Annotated in this window: 28 protein-coding genes and 1 pseudogene; 8 read left to right on the top strand and 21 right to left on the bottom strand. The window is 38.3% G+C overall.

The features are described 5' to 3' along the window. Positions 1-26 precede the first annotated feature (26 nt). A complete protein-coding gene (locus EEI45_RS04020) occupies positions 27-668 on the top strand; it encodes an RpiB/LacA/LacB family sugar-phosphate isomerase (RefSeq protein WP_125164240.1) in 642 nt (213 codons plus the stop codon). Between the two features lie 326 nt (positions 669-994). Here EEI45_RS04020 and EEI45_RS04015 read toward each other — a convergent pair whose 3' ends face one another. From EEI45_RS04015 to EEI45_RS04000, 4 genes and pseudogenes are all read right to left on the bottom strand, one after another. Continuing rightward, positions 995-3,094, bottom strand: a complete 2,100-nt coding sequence (locus EEI45_RS04015) for a hypothetical protein (RefSeq protein ID WP_125164239.1) — start codon at positions 3,092-3,094, stop codon at positions 995-997. Positions 3,095-3,185: 91 nt separating this feature from the next. After that, positions 3,186-4,313, bottom strand: a complete 1,128-nt coding sequence (locus tag EEI45_RS04010) for a hypothetical protein (RefSeq protein ID WP_125164238.1) — start codon at positions 4,311-4,313, stop codon at positions 3,186-3,188. Between the two features lie 106 nt (positions 4,314-4,419). Then, positions 4,420-5,592 (bottom strand): annotated as a pseudogene (locus EEI45_RS04005) (NAD(P)/FAD-dependent oxidoreductase). Between the two features lie 50 nt (positions 5,593-5,642). Beyond that, entirely contained in the window at positions 5,643-6,818 is a 1,176-nt protein-coding gene (locus tag EEI45_RS04000; protein WP_125164237.1) for a MalY/PatB family protein, read from the bottom strand. 98 nt (positions 6,819-6,916) lie between these two features. Here EEI45_RS04000 and EEI45_RS03995 point away from each other — a divergent pair, with 98 nt between their 5' ends. Both EEI45_RS03995 and EEI45_RS03990 read left to right on the top strand, forming a co-directional pair. Next, positions 6,917-7,327 carry a hypothetical protein gene (locus EEI45_RS03995; RefSeq protein ID WP_125164236.1) on the top strand — a complete coding sequence of 137 codons (411 nt, stop codon included), beginning with the start codon at positions 6,917-6,919 and terminating at the stop codon, positions 7,325-7,327. A gap of 9 nt (positions 7,328-7,336) precedes the next feature. Beyond that, positions 7,337-7,543 carry a hypothetical protein gene (locus EEI45_RS03990; RefSeq protein WP_125164235.1) on the top strand — a complete coding sequence of 69 codons (207 nt, stop codon included), beginning with the start codon at positions 7,337-7,339 and terminating at the stop codon, positions 7,541-7,543. 79 nt (positions 7,544-7,622) lie between these two features. Here the strand turns inward: EEI45_RS03990 and EEI45_RS03985 are convergent, their stop codons facing one another. Both EEI45_RS03985 and EEI45_RS03980 read right to left on the bottom strand, forming a co-directional pair. After that, positions 7,623-8,519 (bottom strand): hypothetical protein, encoded by an 897-nt coding sequence (locus EEI45_RS03985; RefSeq protein WP_125164234.1) that lies wholly within the window; start codon positions 8,517-8,519, stop codon positions 7,623-7,625. Between the two features lie 70 nt (positions 8,520-8,589). Beyond that, a complete protein-coding gene (locus EEI45_RS03980) occupies positions 8,590-8,820 on the bottom strand; it encodes a hypothetical protein (protein ID WP_125164233.1) in 231 nt (76 codons plus the stop codon). A 313-nt stretch (positions 8,821-9,133) separates the two neighbouring features. Between EEI45_RS03980 and EEI45_RS03975 the strand changes: the two genes are divergently transcribed. The 4 genes from EEI45_RS03975 to EEI45_RS03965 all read left to right on the top strand — a co-directional run bounded on the left by EEI45_RS03975 (position 9,134) and on the right by EEI45_RS03965 (position 10,647). After that, the gene (locus EEI45_RS03975) at positions 9,134-9,580 is read left to right on the top strand and encodes a hypothetical protein (RefSeq protein WP_125164232.1); all 447 of its coding nucleotides are present in this window, start codon (positions 9,134-9,136) and stop codon (positions 9,578-9,580) included. Positions 9,581-9,668: 88 nt separating this feature from the next. Next, complete coding sequence (locus EEI45_RS09165) at positions 9,669-9,899, top strand: hypothetical protein (RefSeq protein WP_228410541.1); 231 nt, start codon at positions 9,669-9,671, stop codon at positions 9,897-9,899. Beyond that, entirely contained in the window at positions 9,896-10,192 is a 297-nt protein-coding gene (locus EEI45_RS09160) for a signal peptidase II (RefSeq protein WP_228410540.1), read from the top strand. Before EEI45_RS09165 ends, EEI45_RS09160 begins: the two co-directional genes overlap by 4 nt. A gap of 86 nt (positions 10,193-10,278) precedes the next feature. Then, entirely contained in the window at positions 10,279-10,647 is a 369-nt protein-coding gene (locus EEI45_RS03965; RefSeq protein WP_125164231.1) for a hypothetical protein, read from the top strand. Positions 10,648-10,711: 64 nt separating this feature from the next. Here the strand turns inward: EEI45_RS03965 and EEI45_RS03960 are convergent, their stop codons facing one another. The 14 genes from EEI45_RS03960 to EEI45_RS09140 form a co-directional block, all read right to left on the bottom strand. Continuing rightward, complete coding sequence (locus EEI45_RS03960) at positions 10,712-11,320, bottom strand: VanZ family protein (RefSeq protein ID WP_125164230.1); 609 nt, start codon at positions 11,318-11,320, stop codon at positions 10,712-10,714. Positions 11,321-11,392: 72 nt separating this feature from the next. Further along, positions 11,393-11,815 carry a GNAT family N-acetyltransferase gene (locus EEI45_RS03955; protein WP_125164229.1) on the bottom strand — a complete coding sequence of 141 codons (423 nt, stop codon included), beginning with the start codon at positions 11,813-11,815 and terminating at the stop codon, positions 11,393-11,395. Positions 11,816-11,850: 35 nt separating this feature from the next. Next, a complete protein-coding gene (locus tag EEI45_RS09155; RefSeq protein ID WP_228410539.1) occupies positions 11,851-12,129 on the bottom strand; it encodes a hypothetical protein in 279 nt (92 codons plus the stop codon). Continuing rightward, positions 12,130-12,348, bottom strand: coding sequence for a DUF3307 domain-containing protein (locus EEI45_RS09150; RefSeq protein ID WP_228410538.1), 219 nt, complete (start codon positions 12,346-12,348; stop codon positions 12,130-12,132). A gap of 113 nt (positions 12,349-12,461) precedes the next feature. Further along, positions 12,462-12,755 carry a hypothetical protein gene (locus EEI45_RS03945; protein ID WP_125164228.1) on the bottom strand — a complete coding sequence of 98 codons (294 nt, stop codon included), beginning with the start codon at positions 12,753-12,755 and terminating at the stop codon, positions 12,462-12,464. Positions 12,756-12,769: 14 nt separating this feature from the next. Further along, positions 12,770-13,468 carry an N-acetylmannosamine-6-phosphate 2-epimerase gene (locus tag EEI45_RS03940; protein WP_125164227.1) on the bottom strand — a complete coding sequence of 233 codons (699 nt, stop codon included), beginning with the start codon at positions 13,466-13,468 and terminating at the stop codon, positions 12,770-12,772. 4 nt (positions 13,469-13,472) lie between these two features. Beyond that, the gene (locus EEI45_RS03935; protein WP_228410537.1) at positions 13,473-14,174 is read right to left on the bottom strand and encodes a carbohydrate ABC transporter permease; all 702 of its coding nucleotides are present in this window, start codon (positions 14,172-14,174) and stop codon (positions 13,473-13,475) included. Positions 14,175-14,319: 145 nt separating this feature from the next. Beyond that, positions 14,320-15,216, bottom strand: coding sequence for a carbohydrate ABC transporter permease (locus tag EEI45_RS03930; RefSeq protein WP_125164226.1), 897 nt, complete (start codon positions 15,214-15,216; stop codon positions 14,320-14,322). A gap of 70 nt (positions 15,217-15,286) precedes the next feature. Beyond that, on the bottom strand, positions 15,287-16,579 hold the full coding sequence (locus EEI45_RS03925) for an ABC transporter substrate-binding protein (protein WP_125164225.1): 1,293 nt from the start codon (positions 16,577-16,579) through the stop codon (positions 15,287-15,289). Positions 16,580-16,776: 197 nt separating this feature from the next. Then, on the bottom strand, positions 16,777-17,598 hold the full coding sequence (locus EEI45_RS03920) for a MurR/RpiR family transcriptional regulator (protein ID WP_125164224.1): 822 nt from the start codon (positions 17,596-17,598) through the stop codon (positions 16,777-16,779). A gap of 112 nt (positions 17,599-17,710) precedes the next feature. Next, the gene (locus EEI45_RS03915) at positions 17,711-18,475 is read right to left on the bottom strand and encodes an ROK family protein (protein WP_228410536.1); all 765 of its coding nucleotides are present in this window, start codon (positions 18,473-18,475) and stop codon (positions 17,711-17,713) included. A 12-nt stretch (positions 18,476-18,487) separates the two neighbouring features. After that, a complete protein-coding gene (locus EEI45_RS03910) occupies positions 18,488-19,360 on the bottom strand; it encodes an N-acetylneuraminate lyase (RefSeq protein ID WP_125164223.1) in 873 nt (290 codons plus the stop codon). 269 nt (positions 19,361-19,629) lie between these two features. Beyond that, positions 19,630-20,049, bottom strand: a complete 420-nt coding sequence (locus tag EEI45_RS09145; RefSeq protein ID WP_228410535.1) for an HAD family hydrolase — start codon at positions 20,047-20,049, stop codon at positions 19,630-19,632. Further along, positions 20,034-20,312 carry an HAD family hydrolase gene (locus tag EEI45_RS09140; RefSeq protein ID WP_228410534.1) on the bottom strand — a complete coding sequence of 93 codons (279 nt, stop codon included), beginning with the start codon at positions 20,310-20,312 and terminating at the stop codon, positions 20,034-20,036. Before EEI45_RS09140 ends, EEI45_RS09145 begins: the two co-directional genes overlap by 16 nt. Positions 20,313-20,418: 106 nt before the next feature. On the opposite strand from EEI45_RS09140, the gene EEI45_RS03900 reads away from it, so the two are divergent. Continuing rightward, a complete protein-coding gene (locus tag EEI45_RS03900; RefSeq protein ID WP_125164222.1) occupies positions 20,419-21,741 on the top strand; it encodes an MATE family efflux transporter in 1,323 nt (440 codons plus the stop codon). Between the two features lie 6 nt (positions 21,742-21,747). Here EEI45_RS03900 and EEI45_RS03895 read toward each other — a convergent pair whose 3' ends face one another. Further along, on the bottom strand, positions 21,748-22,530 hold the full coding sequence (locus tag EEI45_RS03895) for an alpha/beta hydrolase (RefSeq protein ID WP_125164221.1): 783 nt from the start codon (positions 22,528-22,530) through the stop codon (positions 21,748-21,750). Between the last annotated feature and the right edge of the window lie 3 nt (positions 22,531-22,533).

Genomic DNA, 22,533 nt, shown 5'->3' with positions numbered 1-22,533 from the left:
GTGGATTATTAGAAAGAGGATTAAATATGAAAATCGCATTAATTAACGAAAACTCACAAGCTGCTAAAAACGGAATTATCTTAGCATCACTAACACAAGAGGCTGAAAAAGCTGGACACACAGTTGTAAACTACGGTATGTACAACGGTGAACAAGAACACCAATTAACATATGTTAAAAACGGTCTTCTTGCTTCAATCTTATTAACAACAAAAGCAGTTGACTTTGTTGTTACAGGATGTGGAACAGGTCAAGGCGCTATGTTAGCATGTAACTCATTCCCAAATGTACTTTGTGGACACGTTACAAACCCATTAGACGCTTACCTATTCGGTCAAGTAAACGATGGTAACTGTATTGCAATGCCATTTGCACAAGGATTCGGTTGGGGTGGAGAATTAAACCTTAACTACACATTCGAAAAATTATTCTCAGAATCATTTGGTGGTGGATATCCTAAAGATCGCGTTATCCCTGAACAACGCAACAAAAAAATCTTAGATGGTGTTAAAGAAGTTACACACCAACCATTAATTAAAATCCTTAAAGAAATCGATCAAGACTTCTTAAAAGAAACAATTGACTATCCTGAATTCAAAGAATTATTCTTTGAAAGCTGTCAAGATGCAGAAATTGCTGAATACCTTAAATCAGTATTAGCTGCTTAGTAAAATAATTATTTATACGAAGGCTCCACAAATCATTCGTATAAACATTTCTCCAAATATTACACTGAATCTGTGTCTTACAACTTGTAATTTCTCCTTTATCACAATTCAGTGCCCTTCTACCGGCTTCCAATCGTAAGGGTCAACTCAATCTTAATTCTCCGATATAGTTAAGGTTAAGTTATGATAGCAGATAGACGTTTACGTCGCTCTTCCTTAATTACACTGCTATCAGTAAGCGCAATGCTATAGCCTATATCCCGTCTTAGTCGATAGCACAAATAATATAATAATATGAAAAAGACCCTGCTTCCTGGGTCTTTTTTTTATCGTTTTGATCGTAACAAGATACCTAGGACGCACAGTAAGGAGCCTAGAAACCAAGAAGATTGCTCTGCCACACCCGTAGCGGGTAAGTGCTTCGGTTTACTGTAAAGGGGATCTTGTTGTTTTGAAGCGTTAGATTGCGATGGTAACATCTGTTGTGGATTCGCATGAGTTTCCGATTTAACGGTTTCCATTGGATTTTGAACACCCATCTTGTCTCCCGAAATGTTGAATGTGGCTGTTGGTATGCTTTGATGCGGTTGAGATGCAATGGATTGATTCGCATTCGCATTTCGAACAAGTAGACGCTTAAGTTCCAATGACACCAATTGATTTTGAGTTTGTGTATCAACGTTACCGCCTTGTTGTGCCAATGGCAATTGAGTCGTTTCGAAATTTTGTTCTTGCTTTAACATCTCAGTTACCAAGTGATGCATATCCGAATGCGATGAAGGCTCAATCTTCCCTGCTTTCCCATCTTTCAATACAACCATTGCAGATGCGATGGTTGCTTTAAGATTACTTGACTGTCCTTTTTCTGGCTCTAATAAACTAAGGGCTGAACGTGTCGTTTTCACCGTATCTGTTACAGAATGTCTTGGCCTTACTCGATGACGTAATCTTTCATGTTGAAGTTCTGTGGACAATTCAACAGGTTTTATTTCAAGGTGATCCTGATGTTCAATGATCGAATTGACTGGTGGTAGTGACTCCGTTAACTTAATGGGATAACGTGGCGCTTGAATCGTATGCTTAGCCACTGCACTTGCGCCCGCTTGAGGAGCAGGCGCTACATTTTGAAGTCTTGTAGATGATTCAACATGTAATGTTTTCGATTGATCTGGTTCCCCGATGGCTTGACCCACAGGATCGTTTAAATCCGTTGGTTGAGTCAAAACATCCTCAGTTGTTTTTGGAGTCATTGATATAAGGGCTTTAGGCTTTGGATTAAATGGATAGATATTCAGATCATAGTGCTCCATTAAATCAGCTAACGCTTGACTCGTCCTGACCGAATATTTTTCACTCAAACTTTGCTTGGTACTTTCATCAAGTTGATTGAATCGACTTACCATTCGGTTTACAAGAGCATCCACACGTTTATCATGTTTTTCCTTTAAGTCTGATAAACTGCATCCCGGTTTGCGATCATTGCTATACACATGATGAACCATTTGACCAATCGGTGTTTGATGTTCTTCCAATATTCGAACTTCATCCAGCTTATCAAATTCTTTCCCTTTACGTTTTTGATCAAAAAAATCAAAACGTGCTCGAATTCCCATGGGTAAATCGTTCAAAGGTTTGCTTGGATCTTTGGTAACGGATGCGCTGCTTCCTTCCACCTCAAACTTTAATTGACCGTATCCATAGGTGCCATCATCCACAAGGCGAATGTGTTTCATTCCTTGCTCGAGAGTCACTTCAATGCGACCTCCTTCAAAGCTCATCGATGGTCTTGACTTAGAGAGTGTATACCGTTTTACATCCGGTTCCTGCCCTGCTCTTGGACGAATAACCACCACCGCGATATCCACAAGTTCCTTAAACAGCAAATTATTATGATCATCATTTTCAATATGGAATGGACTGAGGAACAAATCATATCCCACCATCCCTTTACCATCTTTTTGAACACCTCGATAATCATCATTAACATCCACATACCATTGTGTCGTTCCCTCATCTTTTTTAAGACTTCGAATTTTAAACGGGAGTCGATTCGGTAACGACGCATCATATTGAGGCATAGAAATTGCTTGTTTTCGGACTAAACCTCTCATATCATAACGATTTGTACGAATTACAGGATCCTCCCGTCCTGTATCAATGAGATAGGCATAATTCTGATAATTATCAATCCCTTCATCCAAATCATCTTGTAAGAGTGTGAAATAGTAGTCCAATTCTACCTTGTCACAGACAAACGCTTGCGAACCATCTTCAAACAGTTGGATAACAGGTCTAAAACTATCTTCATGAATCGTATATTTGTCACGTAAGTGCTGACGTGCGGCTGCATCCATTGCATCATCCGCTGCCACAGGCATGATTAAAAACGAACCAATTATTGTAAGTAATATTGCTTTAAATTTCATTGCTAACTCCTTTCGACGCAAGTATAGCATTGAAATATATTAATCAATCTTAAATCGAAACCGTTTGCGTATAAAAAAATGCCCGAAGGCATTAAGACGTTGGAGAACAGGTAAGGTTGTTATCTTGAAGCTCAAGCAAAACATTTTCCAAGGATTGTTGATTTGAGACAGGTTGCATCGGCATCAGCATCGACTCATCAATTTGGTCCCCTTCCAGCATCAAGTTTGTATAACCTGAAGCAATCGCATATGCTTTATGTTTATGTTCATACTGATACACAAACATCAATGTCCCATTTACATAGGATTGTTGCGAGTCACGATCACGTGCATTTGTGATGTTCTTAGGGAGAATTCCATAACAAACATATACTTCTTGCGCGTCCGCATTAACCGTTTCCTCGACACGTTTTTTCGCATCACTTCGAAGCACATCCAGATTATTAATGTGCTCAATGTTTTTAGGTACGACCGCTAACGCATCTACATCAAAAGCCATACTTGTTTGTGCCAACATAATTTGATGTTCTAACATAAACGTTTTCCCTGCTGTAGAAGGTTTTACCGTAACAGTTACAGAATCTCCAATTGATAATTCAGATGGATTGACAATGGCATACTCTAACATCGAAAACAATTCCTTCATCGTATCATCAGCCAGCGTAACCCCTGATGTATCCAATTCCGCAATGCCTTCACCATTGGTTCCACTAAATCGCAATTTAAAACCATCAAAAGGATCAAACACTACCTCATTGTGAATTTCTTGAACGGTAAATACTTTTTCAGTAGCCGTAAATACAAGTTTATTGGAGTCCATAAAACGTTGCGTAGACTCGGGAACACGCGCTTTTAAAACAACACGATCGCCAATTTTTAAATTTTCATTTGGTTCTAGCGAATACTTAATCGCTTTGTGAACGCGATTGAGCTGTGGATCGGACTCAATTAATTTTTTATTGATATCAATGTAGCCGCTTGCCCCTTCTTCATCCCCTTGAAATCGAACACTTACATTGGCAAATGGATCAATTTTCGTAATGCGATAGATATGATCCCAAAGAAAATAACCGCCAACAGAAATAAAACCGAGAATCAACAAGATAATCACACAACGCGTCCGATTCTTATTAGATTCGCTGGGCAAAAAGGTTTGTGTCTTTACATGTGCGCTCAGAGTTTCAGAATGATCATTTTGATTTTGCTGATGATGTGACATAGGACCTCCTTTTCTATAATAATAACATGGAATGAATTGTTATTGTACCTATATACTGTCCTTTACGATACTTTTATTGAACAAAGAAAAAGCACACCGTAGTGTACTAATCTTCGAGCGCAAAAAGCCCTGCTGTATAGCCTGTTGAAAAAGCGGATGTAATATTAAATCCTCCAGTATATGCATTATAATCCATCAACTCCCCACAAAATGAAATGGTTGGATTAATTTTTGATCGCATTGTCTTTGGATCAATTTCTTTAAGATTGACGCCACCATTCGTAACAAATGCATGTGCGAACCCACGTGTAGCATAAACGGTCATTGGAAATTTCTTAAGTGTTTGAATTATCTCATGATCATTCTTACAGAATGTTTTGAAGTACGCGATTAAGCGCTTTGGAATGCCTTTTTCTTGTACAAATGCTTCCCAATCCTCATGAAGCTGTAGTTGTTCAAGTGAACCATTGGGCAAGAAAGCGATACTTAAATTGACAGGACTCTCCTTATCGAGAATGCGCATGACATAAAAACTTGCCCGTAATGCCGCAGGTCCTGATATTCCAAAATGCGTAAACAGAAGATCATGCGTAATACTGTGCTTAATTTTTTGACCCTTATAAACATGAATGGTTACATCATGGAAGGACAGCCCTTGTAAGGTCTTCTCTTGAACAAATAGATCATTGGAAACTAAAGGAACCTCAGCAGGCACTAAGTCCGTAATTGAGTGCCCAATCGATTCTGATAAGGCATAGCCGTTACCATCTGAACCCGTTCCGGGTAAAGTACGGCTTCCCGTCGCAAGAATCAGATGATCATAAGGGAATTTTTTTGCTTCTGTATAAACAACATTCCGATCCGTATCAATTCCGGTTACAAATGCATGAAGATGTACTTCCACATCTGAATTTTGAAGTTTTCGATTTAAGGCGTCCACAATATCTTGAGATTTGTTACTTTCTGGAAAAACACGGTGATGATCTTCAATCTTTAAAGGACAGCCATTTTCAGGAAAAAAAGACTGAATATCTTGCGGATTAAAATTCGTCAAACTTGAAAAGAGAAATTTACCATTTTTAGGAACATGTTTGATTACTTCTTAATTACTCACATTCGCCGTAACATTACAGCGGCCGCCACCGGTCATACGTAATTTTTTACCCAAACGTTCATTACGCTCCAATAAAATAACATGGGCGTGAGGATGATTTTTCTTCGCCGAAATTGCAGCCATCATCCCCGATGGGCCGCCTCCAACAACAACAATATTTTTCATATAAAACTCCAATCTTTATCTTATTATACATAAAAAGAGTGATGAATTCATCACTCTTGAATTGCAGATTGGATTCGCTTAAGACCTGCCTTTAAAATTGATTGGGGACAGGCTAGATTCATACGTATAAACCCTTGGCCCGATTCACCAAATTTTGAGCCCGGGCTCAAAAACACATCGTGTTCCTGAAGCTTTTCGATAAGCTCCGCTTCCGTCAATCCTGAATCACGGAAATCGAGCCATTGAAGATAAGTTCCTTCAAGTGGACCTACACGAATTGGTATGTTTTCACGCGCGATAAATGACTTAACCAGTTGATGATTTGCTGCAATCAAACAAACAAATTCATCAAACCATGATTCGCATTGTGTATAGGCAATTTGAGTTGCAGCAAGCCCGAGGACATTTGTATTCAAAGATCCTCCATCTTGCGTTACTGAATCCCGATATTGATTTCGCAGTGATTGTGACGGAATGATCACATGTGCATTGTGGAGCCCTGCAAAATTAAACGATTTGCTTGCGGATACAAAGGTGATGCTGTGTTGACGTGCTGTTTTGCTGAAGGTTGCATAAGGTATAAATCTGTACCCGGGCATGATTAAATCACCATGAATTTCATCTGAGAAAACGAGTACATCGTATTTATCACAGATTGCTTCAATTTGTTTGAGTTCATGTTCACTCCATACGCGACCAACTGGATTATGGGGGCTACACAGTAACAATACTTTTGTGTTTGCATCTGCTGCTTTCGCTTCAAAATCTTGAAAGTCAATGACGATTACATCATCCACTTCGACAAGCGTGGTTTCAACCACCTTACGTTTTAAATTCTCAATGCTCCGTTTAAAAGGATAATAAACAGGTGACATAATCATCACCCCATCCCCTTCCTTAGTAAACGCTTTGAGGGCATGATTAATCGCCACGACAACTCCGGGTGCTTGAAGGATCCAATCTTGTTTGAGTTCCCATTGATGGCGTCTTTGATACCAACTGATGACGGCCTCATAATACAAAATGCTTGGTGCCGTGTATCCAAAGACCATATCATCCAGATAAGCCTTTAACCCTTCGGTGAGGGCTTTGGGATGATACATATCAACATCCGCGACTGTAAAAGGAAATGCATCAACACCATGGTTGGGCGCATTCTGTTCCATCTCCATCCACTTATATGAGCGGTCATTGCGACGATTACGTATTGTTTTAAAATTTTCCATACAATCCTCCTAATTTCTACTTTAACAATATCTTCACAATCTTGTGTGAATAACAGCAAAAATCTTATGGTATAATACAGATACAAGGGGTGATTTTCATGCAACAACGTCATTGTGATGAATTAATGCGTGTGGGTAATGAATTAAAACGGGCACTTGAAAATGCACTGGCAACGATGGATGGTGCATCAAATTGGGGTCTTCTTGATCTTTTGAGCGGGAATTATTATATGACATTTACCAAATATCATATAATCGAATCTGCAGAAGCAAATCTTGCGCATGTAAAAGATTTAGCTCGCCAATTTGAATGTGAACTGGAAGCGTTTGATCAAAGCAACCCCCGTACCCTTGATACCACGCCATTTCATACCATTTCTCATTATTTCTTTGATCATCTTTACGTTGATTTTTTAATTCAAGGCAACATCACGGAAGCAAAAGAAGCGCTGAAAGAGATGATTCGTTGTACAGAAAATATTTTAAGAACTGTGAATGCTCAATCTTAAGGAGGCTTTATGATTAAGACGAAAGTTTTTCATGACCATAGTCATCAAAACGAAGCACCGCTCGATGCTTTAGAACAAATGGAACGATTTATTAATCAAGAGGATGTTGAGTATCTCGGTCACTCCCATGCCAACCGTACATCCCGTCAACACTTAATCGGTTGGACGGAAAGTCATTATGACCGTGAAATTATTCTCGTATATAATCAGAAATAAGTCATAACATAAAGCCCTTATTCAGTTGAATTTGAATAAGGGCTTTATTTATCGATTTCGATTCGCGCGGTGAATAAGTTTAGATGTGGGTATCGCGGAATACTTGTAAAATACCAAAGGCATCGCGGTGACGCATTAATCTATGATACTGTTTCTTATTGCGAGCATCATCAAGGCGCCGCATTTGATAAGCATGAACATCCATCTGGGATCGGTCAAGTATTATTATTTGATTAAACGCATAAGCAAAGACAACGATGCGATAAAGCGGTGAGATTCCTGTAACTTCAAACGTTCCATCTTCTAAAACATCTTTTAACGTACGCTGAATCTCAGCTTGTATCCCTTCAAAGTGATTCTCTAACACATGATGGTTTAAAAGCTGTTCGATGTGATTAGGCGCAACATTTTGAATCATAAAATGTTCTAATTTTGGGGATGGGATTTCAAAATCAAGATGATCATATTTTAAGGAATCCGCATAGATTGTTAAGATGAGGTTGTCAATGGGAAACGTGGAATCCGTCAAAACCATGGCCTGATAAAGCGTATGCATGCATTGGAGTCCAAATTCTGACATGTGAAGCATCTGCTCCACAAATTGATTTAAAACCCGTGTGCGGGGATCAATGGCAGCATGACGCAATAAATACAACGCACTGAATAAAAGCAACCCCAGCCAAAGACTTGAGAAGATTAAGAGGTGTAAACGGGATAATCCCATCAAATCCCCTCCCGTAATACCCACTAAGATTAAAATTGACGAAAGTCCAATAATCATGCGTTCATTAAACTTAAATGTTAATCTACGTTTTTGATATAAAAAATCAAAATAGCATTCCAAAAAAAACCAAGAAAGTAAGATTGTAAATACCGCAATGGGAATCCCTAAAGTAGGTGACTTATAGAAAAATGAATAATACGCATACGCCATTGCACTTGCAAACAACAGCCATTTAATTTTAAATCTTTGCATATAAGCCCTCCTTAATCGTTCTCATTATATCAAGTTTTATTTCCCCCGTCTTTGATAATCATCTCATATTTTATGGATTGCGTCGGTTTTGATCCCAAGTGGTCGCATACATAATTTCAAACGCTGTACGTGTCGTAGAAAACCGTAATAAGTCTCGAAGCGAAACAGAAGACAGTTTGGATGAATGTTTGATCATCATTGCCCATTCCAAAGCGATGGTGGACACTTGGTAAACATTCGCAAACGCCTTTTCATAAACTTGGTTTTTCATATTCGCAAATAAATCTAAAACTGCACTCATTTGATAATCCCATCGCAAGACTTCTTGTTTTCCATCAAAAGCGTTAACAACGACGATTGTACAATAAAGCCCACGAACACTTCCTTACGGTATTGTAATCCACGTAATAATAGCGGAAAGCACTGCAAGAAAAAACCAAACATTTGTTATTATCTTCATAAATATCCCCTCAAATATTAGCTTTATGATAACAACTTTTTGTTTAACATTCGGATTGTAAACAAAGGGTGGGTAATAATTTCATGATTTTTCAAGCGTTTCACTCATTGTTCATGTTTTTATCCGTTATAATAGATAAAACAAGGAGAAAAATATGGCAAATTTAAAAGATTTGGTAAAGCAATTTTTACCACAAGATGAAACAACCGATGCACTCATGGATAACTTCGATGTGAAATCATTGATGGGTCTTGCAAGCAATCCTTCCGCAATGGTTACTGAAATGTTGAAGAAAACAGGTCAAGAAGATTTAGTCCAAAATCTTATGAACCAAGCCCTTTCCCATTTCACAAAAACAGAAAGCAACAAAGGGAATCAATTCTTTGATGTAATCATCCAGGCCATTACATCACAATTAAGTATGGATACCGGTGTTAAGGTTGTAAAATCATTAATGGAAACCATGATTGGTAATAAATCATTTGATGTTGTTAACGATTTAAATCACGCTTTAACGTCACAAGACGTCAAAGAAGAAACACGTGGATCGATCGTTGATACCATTACACAAAAAGCATTTGATTTAGTTAAAGGGGCTTAAAAGCACTAAAGTACAACACTTTAGTGTTTTTTTTGCACCTAAATATCACACATCCAACCTATAATTATCATGCATAGGGGGGATTCTTATGAAAACTGTTTTATGGGTATTTGGCTTTCTTCTTGTTGATCAAGGAAGCAAGTATTATGTTGCTTCGACTTTGAATCAATCAACGCTTTATCTCTGGGGCGATTCGCTGCAAATCCATCCACAAATAAACACCGATTTAAGCTGGATAAACCACTTCTTAAAAGATACATTTAACCTTAGTATTTCAGCTCATTTTATGCTGATGATGCGCGGTTCATATTGCTCATGATTGTAATGTATTTAATTTACCATGTTGGTATCGATAACCGCCGACTTGATGGTCATTACCGCATCAGCATTGCCCTTATTTTAAGCGCAACCCTTGCATCCATTCTCGATCAAACCTTATGGGGTGGTTCTTTTGATTGGATTCAATATACCACGCAATCATTAACACAATTCTCTTTTGATTTAAAAGACTTATTTCTCGATTTAGGGCTGCTTTCACTCGTTGGTGCCATGCTTATAAACCACGAAGGACGCTTATCAGAAATCATTTTTTTACGTAAATGGGTCAATTAGTACGTAAATACGACTGTTAAGCACCTTTTACGTTATTCCGGCTTCCCTTACGATATACTCAATCTATAAATGATGGAGGTCGCGTTATGACAGAACAATATGTTGAAATTCAAGAAGCAATTCAAGCTGGAGAACAACTCTTGTATCAATTGGAACAATCACGTGCTCAATTAAAGAAAGCATCGGATTGGGGCCTGTTTGATATGTTTGGGGGAGGAATGTTTGTGACAATGATCAAACATAACCGTATTAATGAAGCAAAACAACATATGAATGATGCGCAGTTTCTCCTACAACGATTCAGTAAAGAATTACGGGATGTGCACGGTACCTTTGATGACCTTGGTGATTTGAATGGTTTTTGGACCTTTGCAGATTATTTTATGGATGGTTTTTTTGCGGATTATATGGTGCAAACAAAAATAAACAATGCTCTTTCGAAACTTGATGGTTGAATTCATAGTGTTCGCGGTATTGTTAATGACCTCCATCACATGCAATAAAAAAGACGCAAAGCGTCTAAATATTATGAGATCTTCGTGCGGGTATTAGGGCGAAGATTTTTTCAATTGCAGGAGCGCATAGAGTGTACAAGGCCCAGCCAATCATGCCACCAAAGGTATTGGATAAGAGATCGTTAATATCCGCGACACGACGTGTATACAGCGTTAACTGCATCATAAGTTGGGTCATCTCAATACACAGTGAGAAGGTCATACTTAATAGCACAATTTTAATAAAACTTGGTTTTTTAAGTTTATAATTCATTAAAAAACCAAACGGCACCAACATCACAATATTTGGAATTAAATAATCCATATCACTGGAATACTGACTAACAAAAAGATCCACGAAAAATGGCTGGGTATTGTAATTCAGTCCAAACTTGAGTGCTTGATTCGCAATAATCTGTTTATCATTCATCGAAATTGGTAGCAGTGCGACTTCAAAAACACCACAAAAATAGATAAAAAACAGACTGTTTATAATACAGTCACTACGTTCTTGTTTTCGAAAGTACATAAAATAACACATGATAAACAATGCAATGTATAAGTAAATGCCGGTATTCAGTTGGACGGGTCCATTGCGAAAAGCATCCAACCATGCACTGATTAATATGATCACCAAAAACTCCTTTACGGGTTACGCTAACTGTCATTGTATCACATCTATTCCAAGAGACCAATGCGTCTAAGATTAAAGCATTTTCACAAATTTATAATGGGTTGATTCAAAGCCATGCGCTGTATAAAATGCATGCGCTCGTTTTCGTTTTTTATTTGTCGTAAGCTCTAATTGAAGTGCTCCCATTTTAATCGCAAATAATTCAGCATGATTCAGTAAAGCCGCGCCATAACCTTGACCGCGACAGGATGGATTCATCACAAAATCATTAATTTCCGCAATCAAACCACTGTGATGAAGTTGTACATCCACTCGCATATTCAAACACCCCACAACCTCCTGTTTATCTTCATACACAAACATGTGCATGGAGGGATTGGAATAGACCGCATCAAAAGCAGTACAAAATGCTTCATAGGGAAACTCTGTATCCTCTAAATCATTCATTAAATGCCAAATCGCAGGTAAATCATCCATTTGTGTTTTTCGTATCATCACATTTCTCCTTTTAAAAAACAGGCCTTGGCCTGTTAGACATTTATAAGATTCAAAGAACCTTTATTTAATTTAACTAAAATTTGGATGGGTCTTGTCAACACAAGTATTGCAAGAACAACACTTAAACATACTGTTGCATTCATTCCAAAGACCGTATGAATTTGCGTAATCTCTGTAAAGAATTGGTGTCTAAAGAAATATTCCGAAAATGCATAAAGAATTCCAAAATGAATCAATTGACTGATACCTTCCACAAAACTAGTACGACCCCATACCCCTTTCAATTCACATTGAACAAGTATTGCTTTCATTCACTCTAAAATAAAGTGAATAAAAACCATTGCCATAATATACATTAAGGCTTCGCCATCAAACATAAACGCAAACACGCCAAATACAACTGCATGCACCCCAATATGTGCAATCAACCAAGAAAATGATGAGCTCTTGTTCTCAAACATTTTATTGGATTGTAGATGGAAATCTGCAAGAATATGTAGAATGGCAACATATAAAAACAAATTAATCATAACCTTCTCCATTCGTTCCCACTTCATTAGAGTATACATGAAATGTTTTTATAATATCAAGTATTTTTTACAAAAATAAAAAGGCAAGTGGTGACTTTGCCTTTTTAGGAGAATTATTTCATAAAAATACGAATGCGATCCATTGCGACAAGGGATCCATTATACAAGACACTTGCGGCAACAACGGGCATATAAATAAAATAAAGTGCATAAGCTTGTTGGTTCGATGGTACAAGACCTTTCGCTGCAAGACCTAAAAGCAAGAGAATCGAAACCGCATTAATAATGAGAGGTGGTAACCATCGTTTGGAGGTCACTTTATTCAACAGGAATGTCGCTAATATCGATAAACCCATAAACACGATTCCATAATAGAACCATCCGATAATTAATTGACTTAAAGTCATCAAACCAACTCCTTCTAGTTTTCGTTCATCGCTTTCACAAAGCGATTTGTGATTTTTTGAGGTCGTGTAATCGCACCCCCTACAGTAACACAGTGAACCCCACATTCAATCGCTTTTCGCGCTGCTTCAGGAGCATGAATTCGTCCTTCCGCAATCACGGGTATGGATACGTTTTGAACTAAGTCTACCATCAGTTGATAGTCTGGTCCTTCCAGTTGGGGTGAGTAATCGGTATAGCCACTGAGTGTTGTGCCCACACAGTCCATACCGATCGCTTCACAATGCATCCCTTCTTCTAACGTTGAAATATCACCCATTAAAATACAGTCTGGATATTTCGTCTTAATTTCATGAATAAATGTTTCGATGGTTTTACCATCGCCACGCGGTCTTAAGGTTGCATCCAAGGCAATAATATCACACCCGGATGCTACGAGCGCATCAATTTCAGTCATGGTTACTGTGATATATTGTTGGTAGTTTGGATAAGGTTTTTTAATAAGCCCGATCACTGGAAGATCCACTGCAGCTTTTATTTGCTTGATATCCGTAACCCCTTGTGCTCGTATTCCTACAGCACCTGCTCGTGCTGCTGCTTGAGCCATTAACACCATGATCCCACCCTCTTGACGATAAAGAGGCTCATCGGGAAGGGCTTGACATGAAACGACAAGACCCTTCTCGAGTTGTTTAAAAATACTATGCTTTTTCATATGCTTATCCTTTCACAGCACCTACTGTAACACCTTGTGTAAAGAAGCTTTGGAAACAGAGGAACACAACAATCATCGGTAAGGATGCAAGTAATGCCCCTGCCATTAGAAGTCCGTAGTTTAATGAGAACTCTGCAGACTGTGCCATGGAAGCAAGGCCTAATGGAAGTGTCTTCATAACTTCCGAGTTTGTAAAGACAAGTTGTGAGAAGTAATCATTCCAACTTGAGATAAAGGTAAAGATTGCAAGCGCTCCAATCCCTGGTTTTACAATTGGAAGTACAATGTGCCAGAATTTCTTAATTTCACCACAGCCATCGATGTCCGCAGATTCTAACAAAGAATCTGGAACAGCATGCGAGAATTGTTTCATTAAGAAGACGCCAAAGGGCCATCCAACTGCTGGAAGAATGAGCGCTGCATACGTATCCATTAACCCAAGTTCGGTAATAAAACGTAGAAGCGGTATTAAGATTACCTGTTTTGGTAAAGTCATCGCAGCAATAAAGATTGCGAAGATCAGCTTAACCCCAGGGAATTTTTTCTTCGCTAAGGCATATCCAGCAAGCGAAGCAGTTGTACACACTAACAATGTCGTTGTTAAGGACACAAACACTGAGTTAAAGAACCAGCGAGCGGTTAGTGGTTGTAGTAATAATTTATAGTTATCAAATGTTGGATTTAAAGGAAACCACTCGGGTGGCAAGGCAATCGCAACATCTTGTAATTTAAATGAACCGGATGCAATCCAATAGAATGGAAAGATAAAGAATATGGTGAGTGCGACTCTTTAATATCATTGAAATGATATTAAAGAGTCCAAATTTTTTAAACTTCATATATGTGCCCCCCTAATAATTAACGTCATCGGACAAGAATTTAAATTGTAAGGTCGAGATAATTGCGATAATTACCGCAAGAATAACCCCCATCGCTGACGCCTTTCCATATTCTTGTAGAATAATCGCCGTTTCATAAACCAGATACATTACGGTTGAGGTAGAGTAGTTTGGTCCTCCGGCTGTCATTAATTGAATCAGAGAGAAGATTTGGAAACTGTTGATGGTTGTTGTTACCACAATATAGAGTGTGGTTGGTTTGATCAGTGGCCAGATTATTTTTCTAAAAATAACCCAGTTTCCAGCACCATCAATGCGTGCAGATTCCAATAACTCTTCTGGAACGTTTCCCAAAGCTGCAACATACAGAATAATGGGTTGTCCAAGACTTGTGGTAATAAGGACTGCAATAATTGCATAGATTGCGGTCTTAGAATTTCCAATCCATTGTACATTTTCACTAATAAGTCCTACATTTTTTAGGATATAGTTCAAGATTCCAAAATCCGGGTTATAAATCCATAGCCATACGACTGTAATGGAAACAACCGAAGAGATTGCAGGAATATAGAATACACCCCTAAAGAATGATCGAACTGCAGCGTGTTTATTATAGATATGGATTGCGATAAAGAGTGCCAACATTACCACAATTGGTACCGCCACTAAGGTGATAACCGCTGTATTTCGCATTGATTTTAAGAATATATCATCATGCATTAAGTTTGCGTAATGATTGAGTCCATAGAAGACCTGGTTACGTCCTCTAAATCTGAAAAATGATAAGTAGATCCCTTTGACCATGGGATATAAAACGAATGTCACGAAGAATAACATTGCAGGGAGTAAGAATAAATACCCACTGGTATCAATATGCTTCTTTTTAATTTTCTGTTTTAATGCCTTCATACATATCCCCTTCTAATAAAAATGGGAGATGAAACAAACATCCATATCCCATACTATGATTGATAACCTATTATGCTTCTTTAATTGTATTATTTGCTTTTTCTACAAATGCATCCGCTGCGGCTTTTGGTTCTGCTTCACCACTCATTACAGATTGTAACATTGGGAACCAGTAAGGACACATTTTTGCATAACCTTCAATGGTATTGTAGTAAGGACCAAATTGAGGTGTGAGTGATTCTGCGAATTTAAGTTCTGCATCATCGTATAATCCTGTTTGACCTTGTTGTGCTGAGAAGTTTCCTGTTGCAAGAAGTGTACGTTTACCCCATACTTCATCATTAATCATGAAGTCTGCGAATTTTTGAGCTGCTGCTGCTTTTGCATCGTCACCGTTGTCAAATACAGCAGGACCCGCAACTAAGAATTCATATTTAGGTGCTTTCGCATCATTTGGATAAGGTAAGAAACGTGCATTCATGTCGGAACCTTGCATGTGTTGTGTACGAAGTCCTGGAGATGAAAGAATTGAAATTGCGGTTTTATTGGATTTGAAGTATTCTTGACCATCTTTTGATTCAAGACCTTGTCCACTTCCAAGTAATCCCTCTTTTGAAGCTTTAGCTACCCATTCAAGACCCTTAACACCTTGTTCGTTATTAATGGTATATTCTGAGATTGCTTCATCTGTAATCCATGATCCGTATAAGTTTGAAACAAAGGCACGAGGACCTTGATCCCCTGCTGCTGATTTTGCATAAAGCAATGTCGGAATCATTTCTGGATCTTTTTCTTTAACTGCTTTTAGGAATGTCTCAAATTCATCAACAGTCCAATTACGTCCTGGATTGTCTTCTTTATCTAATGGAAGAAGATCTGTAATCCCTAACTTATCTGTTACATTGGTATTTACAGCCATTAAGAATGGTGCAATCCCTTGTGGGTAAAGATAGAGTTTATTATCAAGACTACTTGCTTTTACTGCAGATGCATCGAGTTGTTTTGTATCCACATCTGCAAATTCTTTGAGGTAACCCTTTGAAGCCCAGTCAATGACACGTCCTGGAGCATCATAGATTACATCAGGATTTGTTTTGGATTGAATTGCGGTTTCAACTTTAGCTGGACCATCTGTAAAGTCAATTTTTTGGTACTCAACTTTAATTGTTGGGTTCTTTTCCTCAAATGCTTTAATAAGTGCTGCATCGTAATCTGCTGCATCTGGAAATTCTTGATCATTGGTAAAGTTTGGGAAGTTCCAATATTTAATGGTTACTTCTTCAGAATCATTCTTTTTCCCACATCCTGTTAACAATAACGCTAACGCTGCTGTTGTAATAACACCTTTCGTAAATCGTTTCATGCTTTTCCTCCTCTAACATGCATGTCAAGCATTTGGATATGCTGTGCGTAATTTCATAATAGCATCTATTTATATCTTTGCAAGCGTTTTCATAAAATTATTTACAATTTCATAATTTATGAAATTCATTTTCGTATTCACGCTTTGGATTTTACTTTTATTAAAAAAATTTTCGTAAAATACGGCTTTAAATAAACCTATTCTTCCGTTTTCTCATTGACTTTCTTAATAATCGCATCAACCGTCTGGCTCATTACATAACTGTATTGATCATCTTCCAATAATTTCATGGAGATAATATCAACAAGATACATAATCGCAAACTGTGAATTCACAAAACGTTTGTTGTCGATAAATAAACTGTTGTATACAAACATTTGATAGTCACTAATATGGGCCAATTCACTTTCTGAGAAACTGGTCATGGACAGTATTTTAGATCCATTATTCTTCGCTGTTTTCACAGCATTAAGGACTTCAATGGTTTTCCCCGATGTGGAGATACCAATCACAAGATCTTTTTCTTTGGTAATGGTTGAATTAATCAACATCATATGGGAATCGGTAATACCGGAGACATTGAACCCCATACGTAATAATCGTTGCGTCATTTCCATCGCTGTGAGCCCTGAACTCCCAACGCCATAGATAAAGATTCTCTGAGCATCTTTTAAAGCTGTAATCACACGTTCCAACTCTTCTTTGTTGATGTTTTTCTTGGTACGATCAATCACGCGATTGTAGTAGGAATAAACACTATCAAAGATATCCGAAGACTCAAGCGGTATCCCATCTTGTTCTGCAGCAGAAATTTGAATTTTCATATCAACAAAACTCTCACACCCAATCTTGCGACAAAAGCGTGTAATCGTTGCACTGGAAGTTCCCGTTTGTTCCGCCAATTTGCCAATATTAATATTTCTTATTTCATTATTTTTTTGCAGAATGTACATGGCAATTTGTTTCTCTTTCTGAGAGAAATTGACATATTGTTTTTGTATTTCATCGAGGATATCCATGTTATCCTTCCTTTCTTCTTAAAAAATGATAGAGTGCACCAACCATTCCGGCATCATTTTTAAGTTTCGCAAATTGGATGTTTGCGGTATTAAAGGATGGGATCATGGCGTTTTAAAGTGCAGCTTGAATCATTGGTTCAAGATAATCCTGCTGCGCCATAATTCCCCCACCAAGGACGATCACCTCAGGGTTGATTAAGTATTGAATCGTAGCAAGACCTTGAACTAAATGATCTACAAATCGTGTAAGTGCTTGTTGACAAATAAGATCCCCTCTTTTTGCATTGGCAATTACCAATCGTCCATCAAAAACTTGATCACTGGGATGATGTCTCATCACATCTTCAACCAATGCAGTTGTGGACGCTAAATCTTGAAAATATGCGTTCTTTATTGGAATGTAACCAACTTCCCCAGCCGTACCGCTTGCACCATGCCAAAGATTTCCTTCAAACATTAAAGCACCACCAACCCCTGTACCGATAGTGAGGCATACCACAGATGATGCACCGCGTGCAGCACCCTTCCAATATTCACCCATACAGGCACAATTCACATCATTCTCTACAAAACATGGAATGTGATAAGTTGATTCGATTATTTCTTTAAGCGGGGTTCCCGTGTAATCGGGAATCGTATACCCCGCATATTGAATCGATCCGGTTTCTAAATCCACAACACCGGCCGTAGAAATCGCAACACCATCGACATCTAAATCCTGTTTTAAAATTTGGTGCAAGGTATCAACAATTTCATGATTACCAGGTGTTTGCTTTACAGAAAGGGTTTCTGTTTCAGTTAATGCATCACCCAACTCGTTATAACATGCATGTTTTATCGAAGTGCCTCCGATATCAATGCAACGGTAACGCTTCATGACAAACCTCCTTTATGCTTTTACATACATTTGGTGAATCTCAATAGCACGTTCACGTTGTGCATCTTGAGGTGCTTTCATGGGTTCGCGACAAATACCTGCATGAACCCCTTCCTCCGCTAAGATTAATTTTAATGTGTTGTAGAGGCCATTATCTAAGACCGCACTGATTAAGTCATTGGTCTCTTTTTGAAGTTGTAATGCAGTTTTTAAATCCCCTGCGTCCACAGCATCCATCGTTTGACGTGCTTTTAATGCATTCACATTAAAGGTTGAACCAATCGCACCATCAACACCCAATGCACACGCTGGCAACAGCATCTCATCAAAGCCTGCATAAATTAATTTCTCAGGGAATGTTGATCGCATACGCTCAAGAAGATAGAAATCCGCAGCCGTAAACTTAACGCCCTTAATTTTCTCGTTTTCAAAGAGCTCTGCAAATTGATCCAATGAAAGGGATACACCGGTTAGATAAGGAATTGAATAAATAATCATCTCTGTATCAATATCTTCTAAGATGCGGTTGTAGTAATTTTTAACTTCCTCAAAATCAAATTTGTAATAGAAAGGCGTAACCGCTGAAATTGTTTTATATCCGAGATCCGTTACAAAACGTGCAAGTTCTTTGGCTTCTTTAAGGTTTGTGGAACCTACTTGCGCAATCAAATCACATGCCCCTTGTGTTTCATCAAAAGCAATCTCAAAGATACGTTTTTTCTCTTCAGTAGAGATTAAGAAGTTTTCCACCGTACTTCCTCCGACATAAAGACCATCGACGTTATTATGATCAATATTGTATCGGACAATTTCACGTAATCCTTGTTCGGAAAGATTTCCGTTTTCATCAAAGGCAACCAGTAATGCTGAATATAGTTTTTTCATTTTCCACCTCTGCGACTTTATTGGTATCGCTTACATTTGGAGTATAGCATCGAAAATTGTTTTAATCAAGATGATTTATTGAAAACAAATACCAATGGAGTAAGCACTTTCATACTTGTGTATACTATCTTTAACTTTGTAAATGATTACAATATACAAAAAAAACCACTATAAAGTGGTTCTTCGGTTTATTTTTCTAATTTTAAATCCTATCGAAAACAGTTTTCATTAAAATTATTTTCGTAAATATATTTTTTATCGGTTACCGCTTATTTAATAATATCGAGGAAATCAAGCAGGTTCTTAATTTCAAAATCCGGTTTAATATCCGTGGGGTTTGCTTTCCCTTCAGGATTATACCAACATCCTGTAAGTCCGGCATTCATGGCACCATAAACATCTGCTTTAATATTATCACCCAATACAATTGTTTCGGCAGGATTAAACGGTTGCATTTCTTTGGCGACGATTTCAAAAAACTCAATCATCGGTTTCGCATACCCAAGTTCTTGAGAAATAAAGATATGACCAAACCAATCACGAATGTTTGCGTGATCCAATCGTTTATATTGTGTATCGGTAATCCCATTGGTCACAATGCCTAAACGATAGTCATCCTTCACTGCCGCAAGCAATTCCATTGCACCCGGCATAAAGATATTATTTTCTTCAATCAGTGTTCGAAACATTTGATCCATCTCACGACCTGTATACGGTAAATCAAGGATGCAAGGGATACATCAAAGCGCTTGTCAAGAATGGTTTGTTGATCAATCTCGCCACGTTCATGGGCTTCCCATAACTGATGGTTTACATCGTAGTAGTAATCCAAGACTTCTTTGGTATACGGCACCTTTAACGCTTCAAAGAGTTGTTTAAGTGCAATCGTTTCGGATTCCTTAAAATTTAACAGGGTATTATCAATATCAAATAGTAATGTAGTATATGTCATAATGTCCTCCAAATCCTATTTATTCTACCATACATTGAGGTTAAACATGGTATGATGACCTTCAATTGAGCCATTCTTGGTACATTTTCTTTTTTGGAGGTCTTTTATGAATACAATACCCACACGGAAACAATTACGTCAGAATCTATCCCGTTACATCCTTCCTTCAATTGGAGCGATGATCTTTTTTTCTTTATATACCATGGTTGATGGAATGTTTGTCGGTAAAGGGGGCGGTCCTCAAGCTTTAGCTTCCGTAAACCTCTCAATGCCCTACATTAATATGATCTTTGCGTTTGCATTAATGATTGCGGTTGGGGCATCAACCCGCATCACCTACTACTTCGGTCAAAAAAACTTTCATGAAAGTAATGTCATCTTTTCCCTTGGTTTTTGGTTTTTAGGGATTTTCGCACTGATCTTAGCCCTATTCATGGGGTTTATGCACAATCCATTCATTCGTGTGCTAGGGGCCACACCCGATACCCTGAACTATGTTTCTCAATATCTTAGGATCATGATTTTCTTTAGTCCATTCTTTATGTTGACCTATTATCTTGAAGTATTGGTTAAAGCCGATGGTGCTCCCGGTTTATCGTTACTGGGTATCATCTTAAGTGCCTTTGTGAACATTATCTTTGATTATCTTTTCGTAATTCAATTTCAATGGGGCATTCAAGGTGCAGCGATTGCGACCGGTATTGCGCAAGTCTTTGGCTTTATCTTCTTCTTATCGTATTTCCAATCTTCGAAGTCCACACTCAAATTCATCAAGCCTACATGGAATATTAAGACGATCAAAACCATGATTCAAATCGGCATTCCAGATGCCTTAACAGAGCTTTCTTCTGGATTTATTACCTTTGTCTTTAACCTCGCAATTGCCTTCTATTTTGGTTCCAATGGCCTTGCAGCCTTTGGTGTTTTGATGTATCTAACCAATCTTGTTACGGTTACCATGATTGGAATCAACCAAGGCATTCAACCGCTTGTTAGTTTCTATCACGGTCAAGAAGAAACAAAACTGATTGATTGGATTTTAAGCGATGCGCTCTTTGTCAGTGTTGTCTGTGGATTTGCTTTCTTTCTCCTTTGTCAGATTTTTCCAGAGGTTCTGGTTCGTGGGTTTATTAATGCGGAAAACATCGAACCGTTTACCCTTGCAGTCAAAGCCTTACCAATTTTTAGCTATGGTTTTCTAATTTCTGGAATTAATATTGTCTTTGCGGGTTATTTCACAGCCTTGGAACGCATTCGTCCAGCCATGATCATTTCCATGTCACGAGGCTACGTTCTAGTGGCACTGTGTGTTCTAGGTCTTCCCTACGTATTGGGTGCGAATTCAATTTGGTTTGCTCCCCTAGCGTACGAATTGCTTACCCTAGTCGTTTCATCAATCCTTTTTAAACACACTAAAAAAACAGCCTAAGCTGTTTTAGAAAAAATGTTTAAACGCATAATAAGTGCCATACTCCCAAAAAGGCCATGAGTGGTCTCCATCATCAAGATAATGAACATCGACCTCTGTATAGGCTTCTAAATCGGCGACAAACTGCTTTACATCCGCAATCGGTACCGCCTCATCCCTACCTCCCGTCATAACGAGAAAAGACACAGGGAGGTTTTTGGTTTGATATGACGGAAGCATTGCGCTTGGATGTTGACGATTCCAAAGGTCATGATCAAATACATCATTTTGATTTCGGAATACATGCCACTCATAAGTTACGGTCGTGGGTGTCATGGTATACCAAACTGCCGGCGATAAAGCCATTACCTTTGAAAAATACTCAGGATAGCGTAAAGCTAAATTACTTGCCCCATAACCTCCCATAGATAAACCACCAATAAAGCGTTTTTCTCGGGTAGGATGAAGTCCTAAACGCGCTTCAAGTGTTGGAATAAGATCTTCGATCACGGCCGTCTCCATTTGTAAACAACGACTGTTTAGATAAAACGAGTTAAAGCCATCTACAAAAATCACAACACATTTACGACATTCACCCAGTTCCATACACTCATCCAGAAACTCCGGCAATAAAAACCGCTCCGTCATATTACGATGGTTTCCGGTTGCCCCATGTAAGAGATAAACAACAGGGAGTGAACCAAACGATTCATTACTGTCTAAATATGGACAGTAAACACTGTAATTCCAATCAAATCCTAATGATGGTGAATAGATTGTGCCATCGACCATCACACCGTTTTTTTTCATAGA

Origin of the sequence: Erysipelothrix piscisicarius (assembly GCF_003931795.1) — a bacterium.
Lineage (GTDB): Bacteria > Bacillota_I > Bacilli_A > Erysipelotrichales > Erysipelotrichaceae > Erysipelothrix > Erysipelothrix piscisicarius.
Note: the sequence above shows the minus strand (reverse complement) of the source record. Positions and strands in the feature narration are given on the sequence as shown.

Bases quoted from the DNA above. Each gene is read 5' to 3' on its own strand.
- EEI45_RS04020 (WP_125164240.1), top strand. From the start codon at position 27: ATGAAAATCGCATTAATTAACGAAAACTCACAAGCTGCTAAAAACGGA.
- EEI45_RS04015 (WP_125164239.1), bottom strand. From the start codon at position 3,094: ATGAAATTTAAAGCAATATTACTTACAATAATTGGTTCGTTTTTAATC.
- EEI45_RS04010 (WP_125164238.1), bottom strand. From the start codon at position 4,313: ATGTCACATCATCAGCAAAATCAAAATGATCATTCTGAAACTCTGAGC.
- EEI45_RS04000 (WP_125164237.1), bottom strand. From the start codon at position 6,818: ATGGAAAATTTTAAAACAATACGTAATCGTCGCAATGACCGCTCATAT.
- EEI45_RS03995 (WP_125164236.1), top strand. From the start codon at position 6,917: ATGCAACAACGTCATTGTGATGAATTAATGCGTGTGGGTAATGAATTA.
- EEI45_RS03990 (WP_125164235.1), top strand. From the start codon at position 7,337: ATGATTAAGACGAAAGTTTTTCATGACCATAGTCATCAAAACGAAGCA.
- EEI45_RS03985 (WP_125164234.1), bottom strand. From the start codon at position 8,519: ATGCAAAGATTTAAAATTAAATGGCTGTTGTTTGCAAGTGCAATGGCG.
- EEI45_RS03980 (WP_125164233.1), bottom strand. From the start codon at position 8,820: ATGAGTGCAGTTTTAGATTTATTTGCGAATATGAAAAACCAAGTTTAT.
- EEI45_RS03975 (WP_125164232.1), top strand. From the start codon at position 9,134: ATGGCAAATTTAAAAGATTTGGTAAAGCAATTTTTACCACAAGATGAA.
- EEI45_RS09165 (WP_228410541.1), top strand. From the start codon at position 9,669: ATGAAAACTGTTTTATGGGTATTTGGCTTTCTTCTTGTTGATCAAGGA.
- EEI45_RS09160 (WP_228410540.1), top strand. From the start codon at position 9,896: ATGATTGTAATGTATTTAATTTACCATGTTGGTATCGATAACCGCCGA.
- EEI45_RS03965 (WP_125164231.1), top strand. From the start codon at position 10,279: ATGACAGAACAATATGTTGAAATTCAAGAAGCAATTCAAGCTGGAGAA.
- EEI45_RS03955 (WP_125164229.1), bottom strand. From the start codon at position 11,815: ATGATACGAAAAACACAAATGGATGATTTACCTGCGATTTGGCATTTA.
- EEI45_RS09155 (WP_228410539.1), bottom strand. From the start codon at position 12,129: ATGAAAGCAATACTTGTTCAATGTGAATTGAAAGGGGTATGGGGTCGT.
- EEI45_RS09150 (WP_228410538.1), bottom strand. From the start codon at position 12,348: ATGATTAATTTGTTTTTATATGTTGCCATTCTACATATTCTTGCAGAT.
- EEI45_RS03945 (WP_125164228.1), bottom strand. From the start codon at position 12,755: ATGACTTTAAGTCAATTAATTATCGGATGGTTCTATTATGGAATCGTG.
- EEI45_RS03940 (WP_125164227.1), bottom strand. From the start codon at position 13,468: ATGAAAAAGCATAGTATTTTTAAACAACTCGAGAAGGGTCTTGTCGTT.
- EEI45_RS03930 (WP_125164226.1), bottom strand. From the start codon at position 15,216: ATGAAGGCATTAAAACAGAAAATTAAAAAGAAGCATATTGATACCAGT.
- EEI45_RS03925 (WP_125164225.1), bottom strand. From the start codon at position 16,579: ATGAAACGATTTACGAAAGGTGTTATTACAACAGCAGCGTTAGCGTTA.
- EEI45_RS03920 (WP_125164224.1), bottom strand. From the start codon at position 17,598: ATGGATATCCTCGATGAAATACAAAAACAATATGTCAATTTCTCTCAG.
- EEI45_RS03915 (WP_228410536.1), bottom strand. From the start codon at position 18,475: ATGAAGCGTTACCGTTGCATTGATATCGGAGGCACTTCGATAAAACAT.
- EEI45_RS03910 (WP_125164223.1), bottom strand. From the start codon at position 19,360: ATGAAAAAACTATATTCAGCATTACTGGTTGCCTTTGATGAAAACGGA.
- EEI45_RS09145 (WP_228410535.1), bottom strand. From the start codon at position 20,049: ATGTTTCGAACACTGATTGAAGAAAATAATATCTTTATGCCGGGTGCA.
- EEI45_RS09140 (WP_228410534.1), bottom strand. From the start codon at position 20,312: ATGACATATACTACATTACTATTTGATATTGATAATACCCTGTTAAAT.
- EEI45_RS03900 (WP_125164222.1), top strand. From the start codon at position 20,419: ATGAATACAATACCCACACGGAAACAATTACGTCAGAATCTATCCCGT.
- EEI45_RS03895 (WP_125164221.1), bottom strand. From the start codon at position 22,530: ATGAAAAAAAACGGTGTGATGGTCGATGGCACAATCTATTCACCATCA.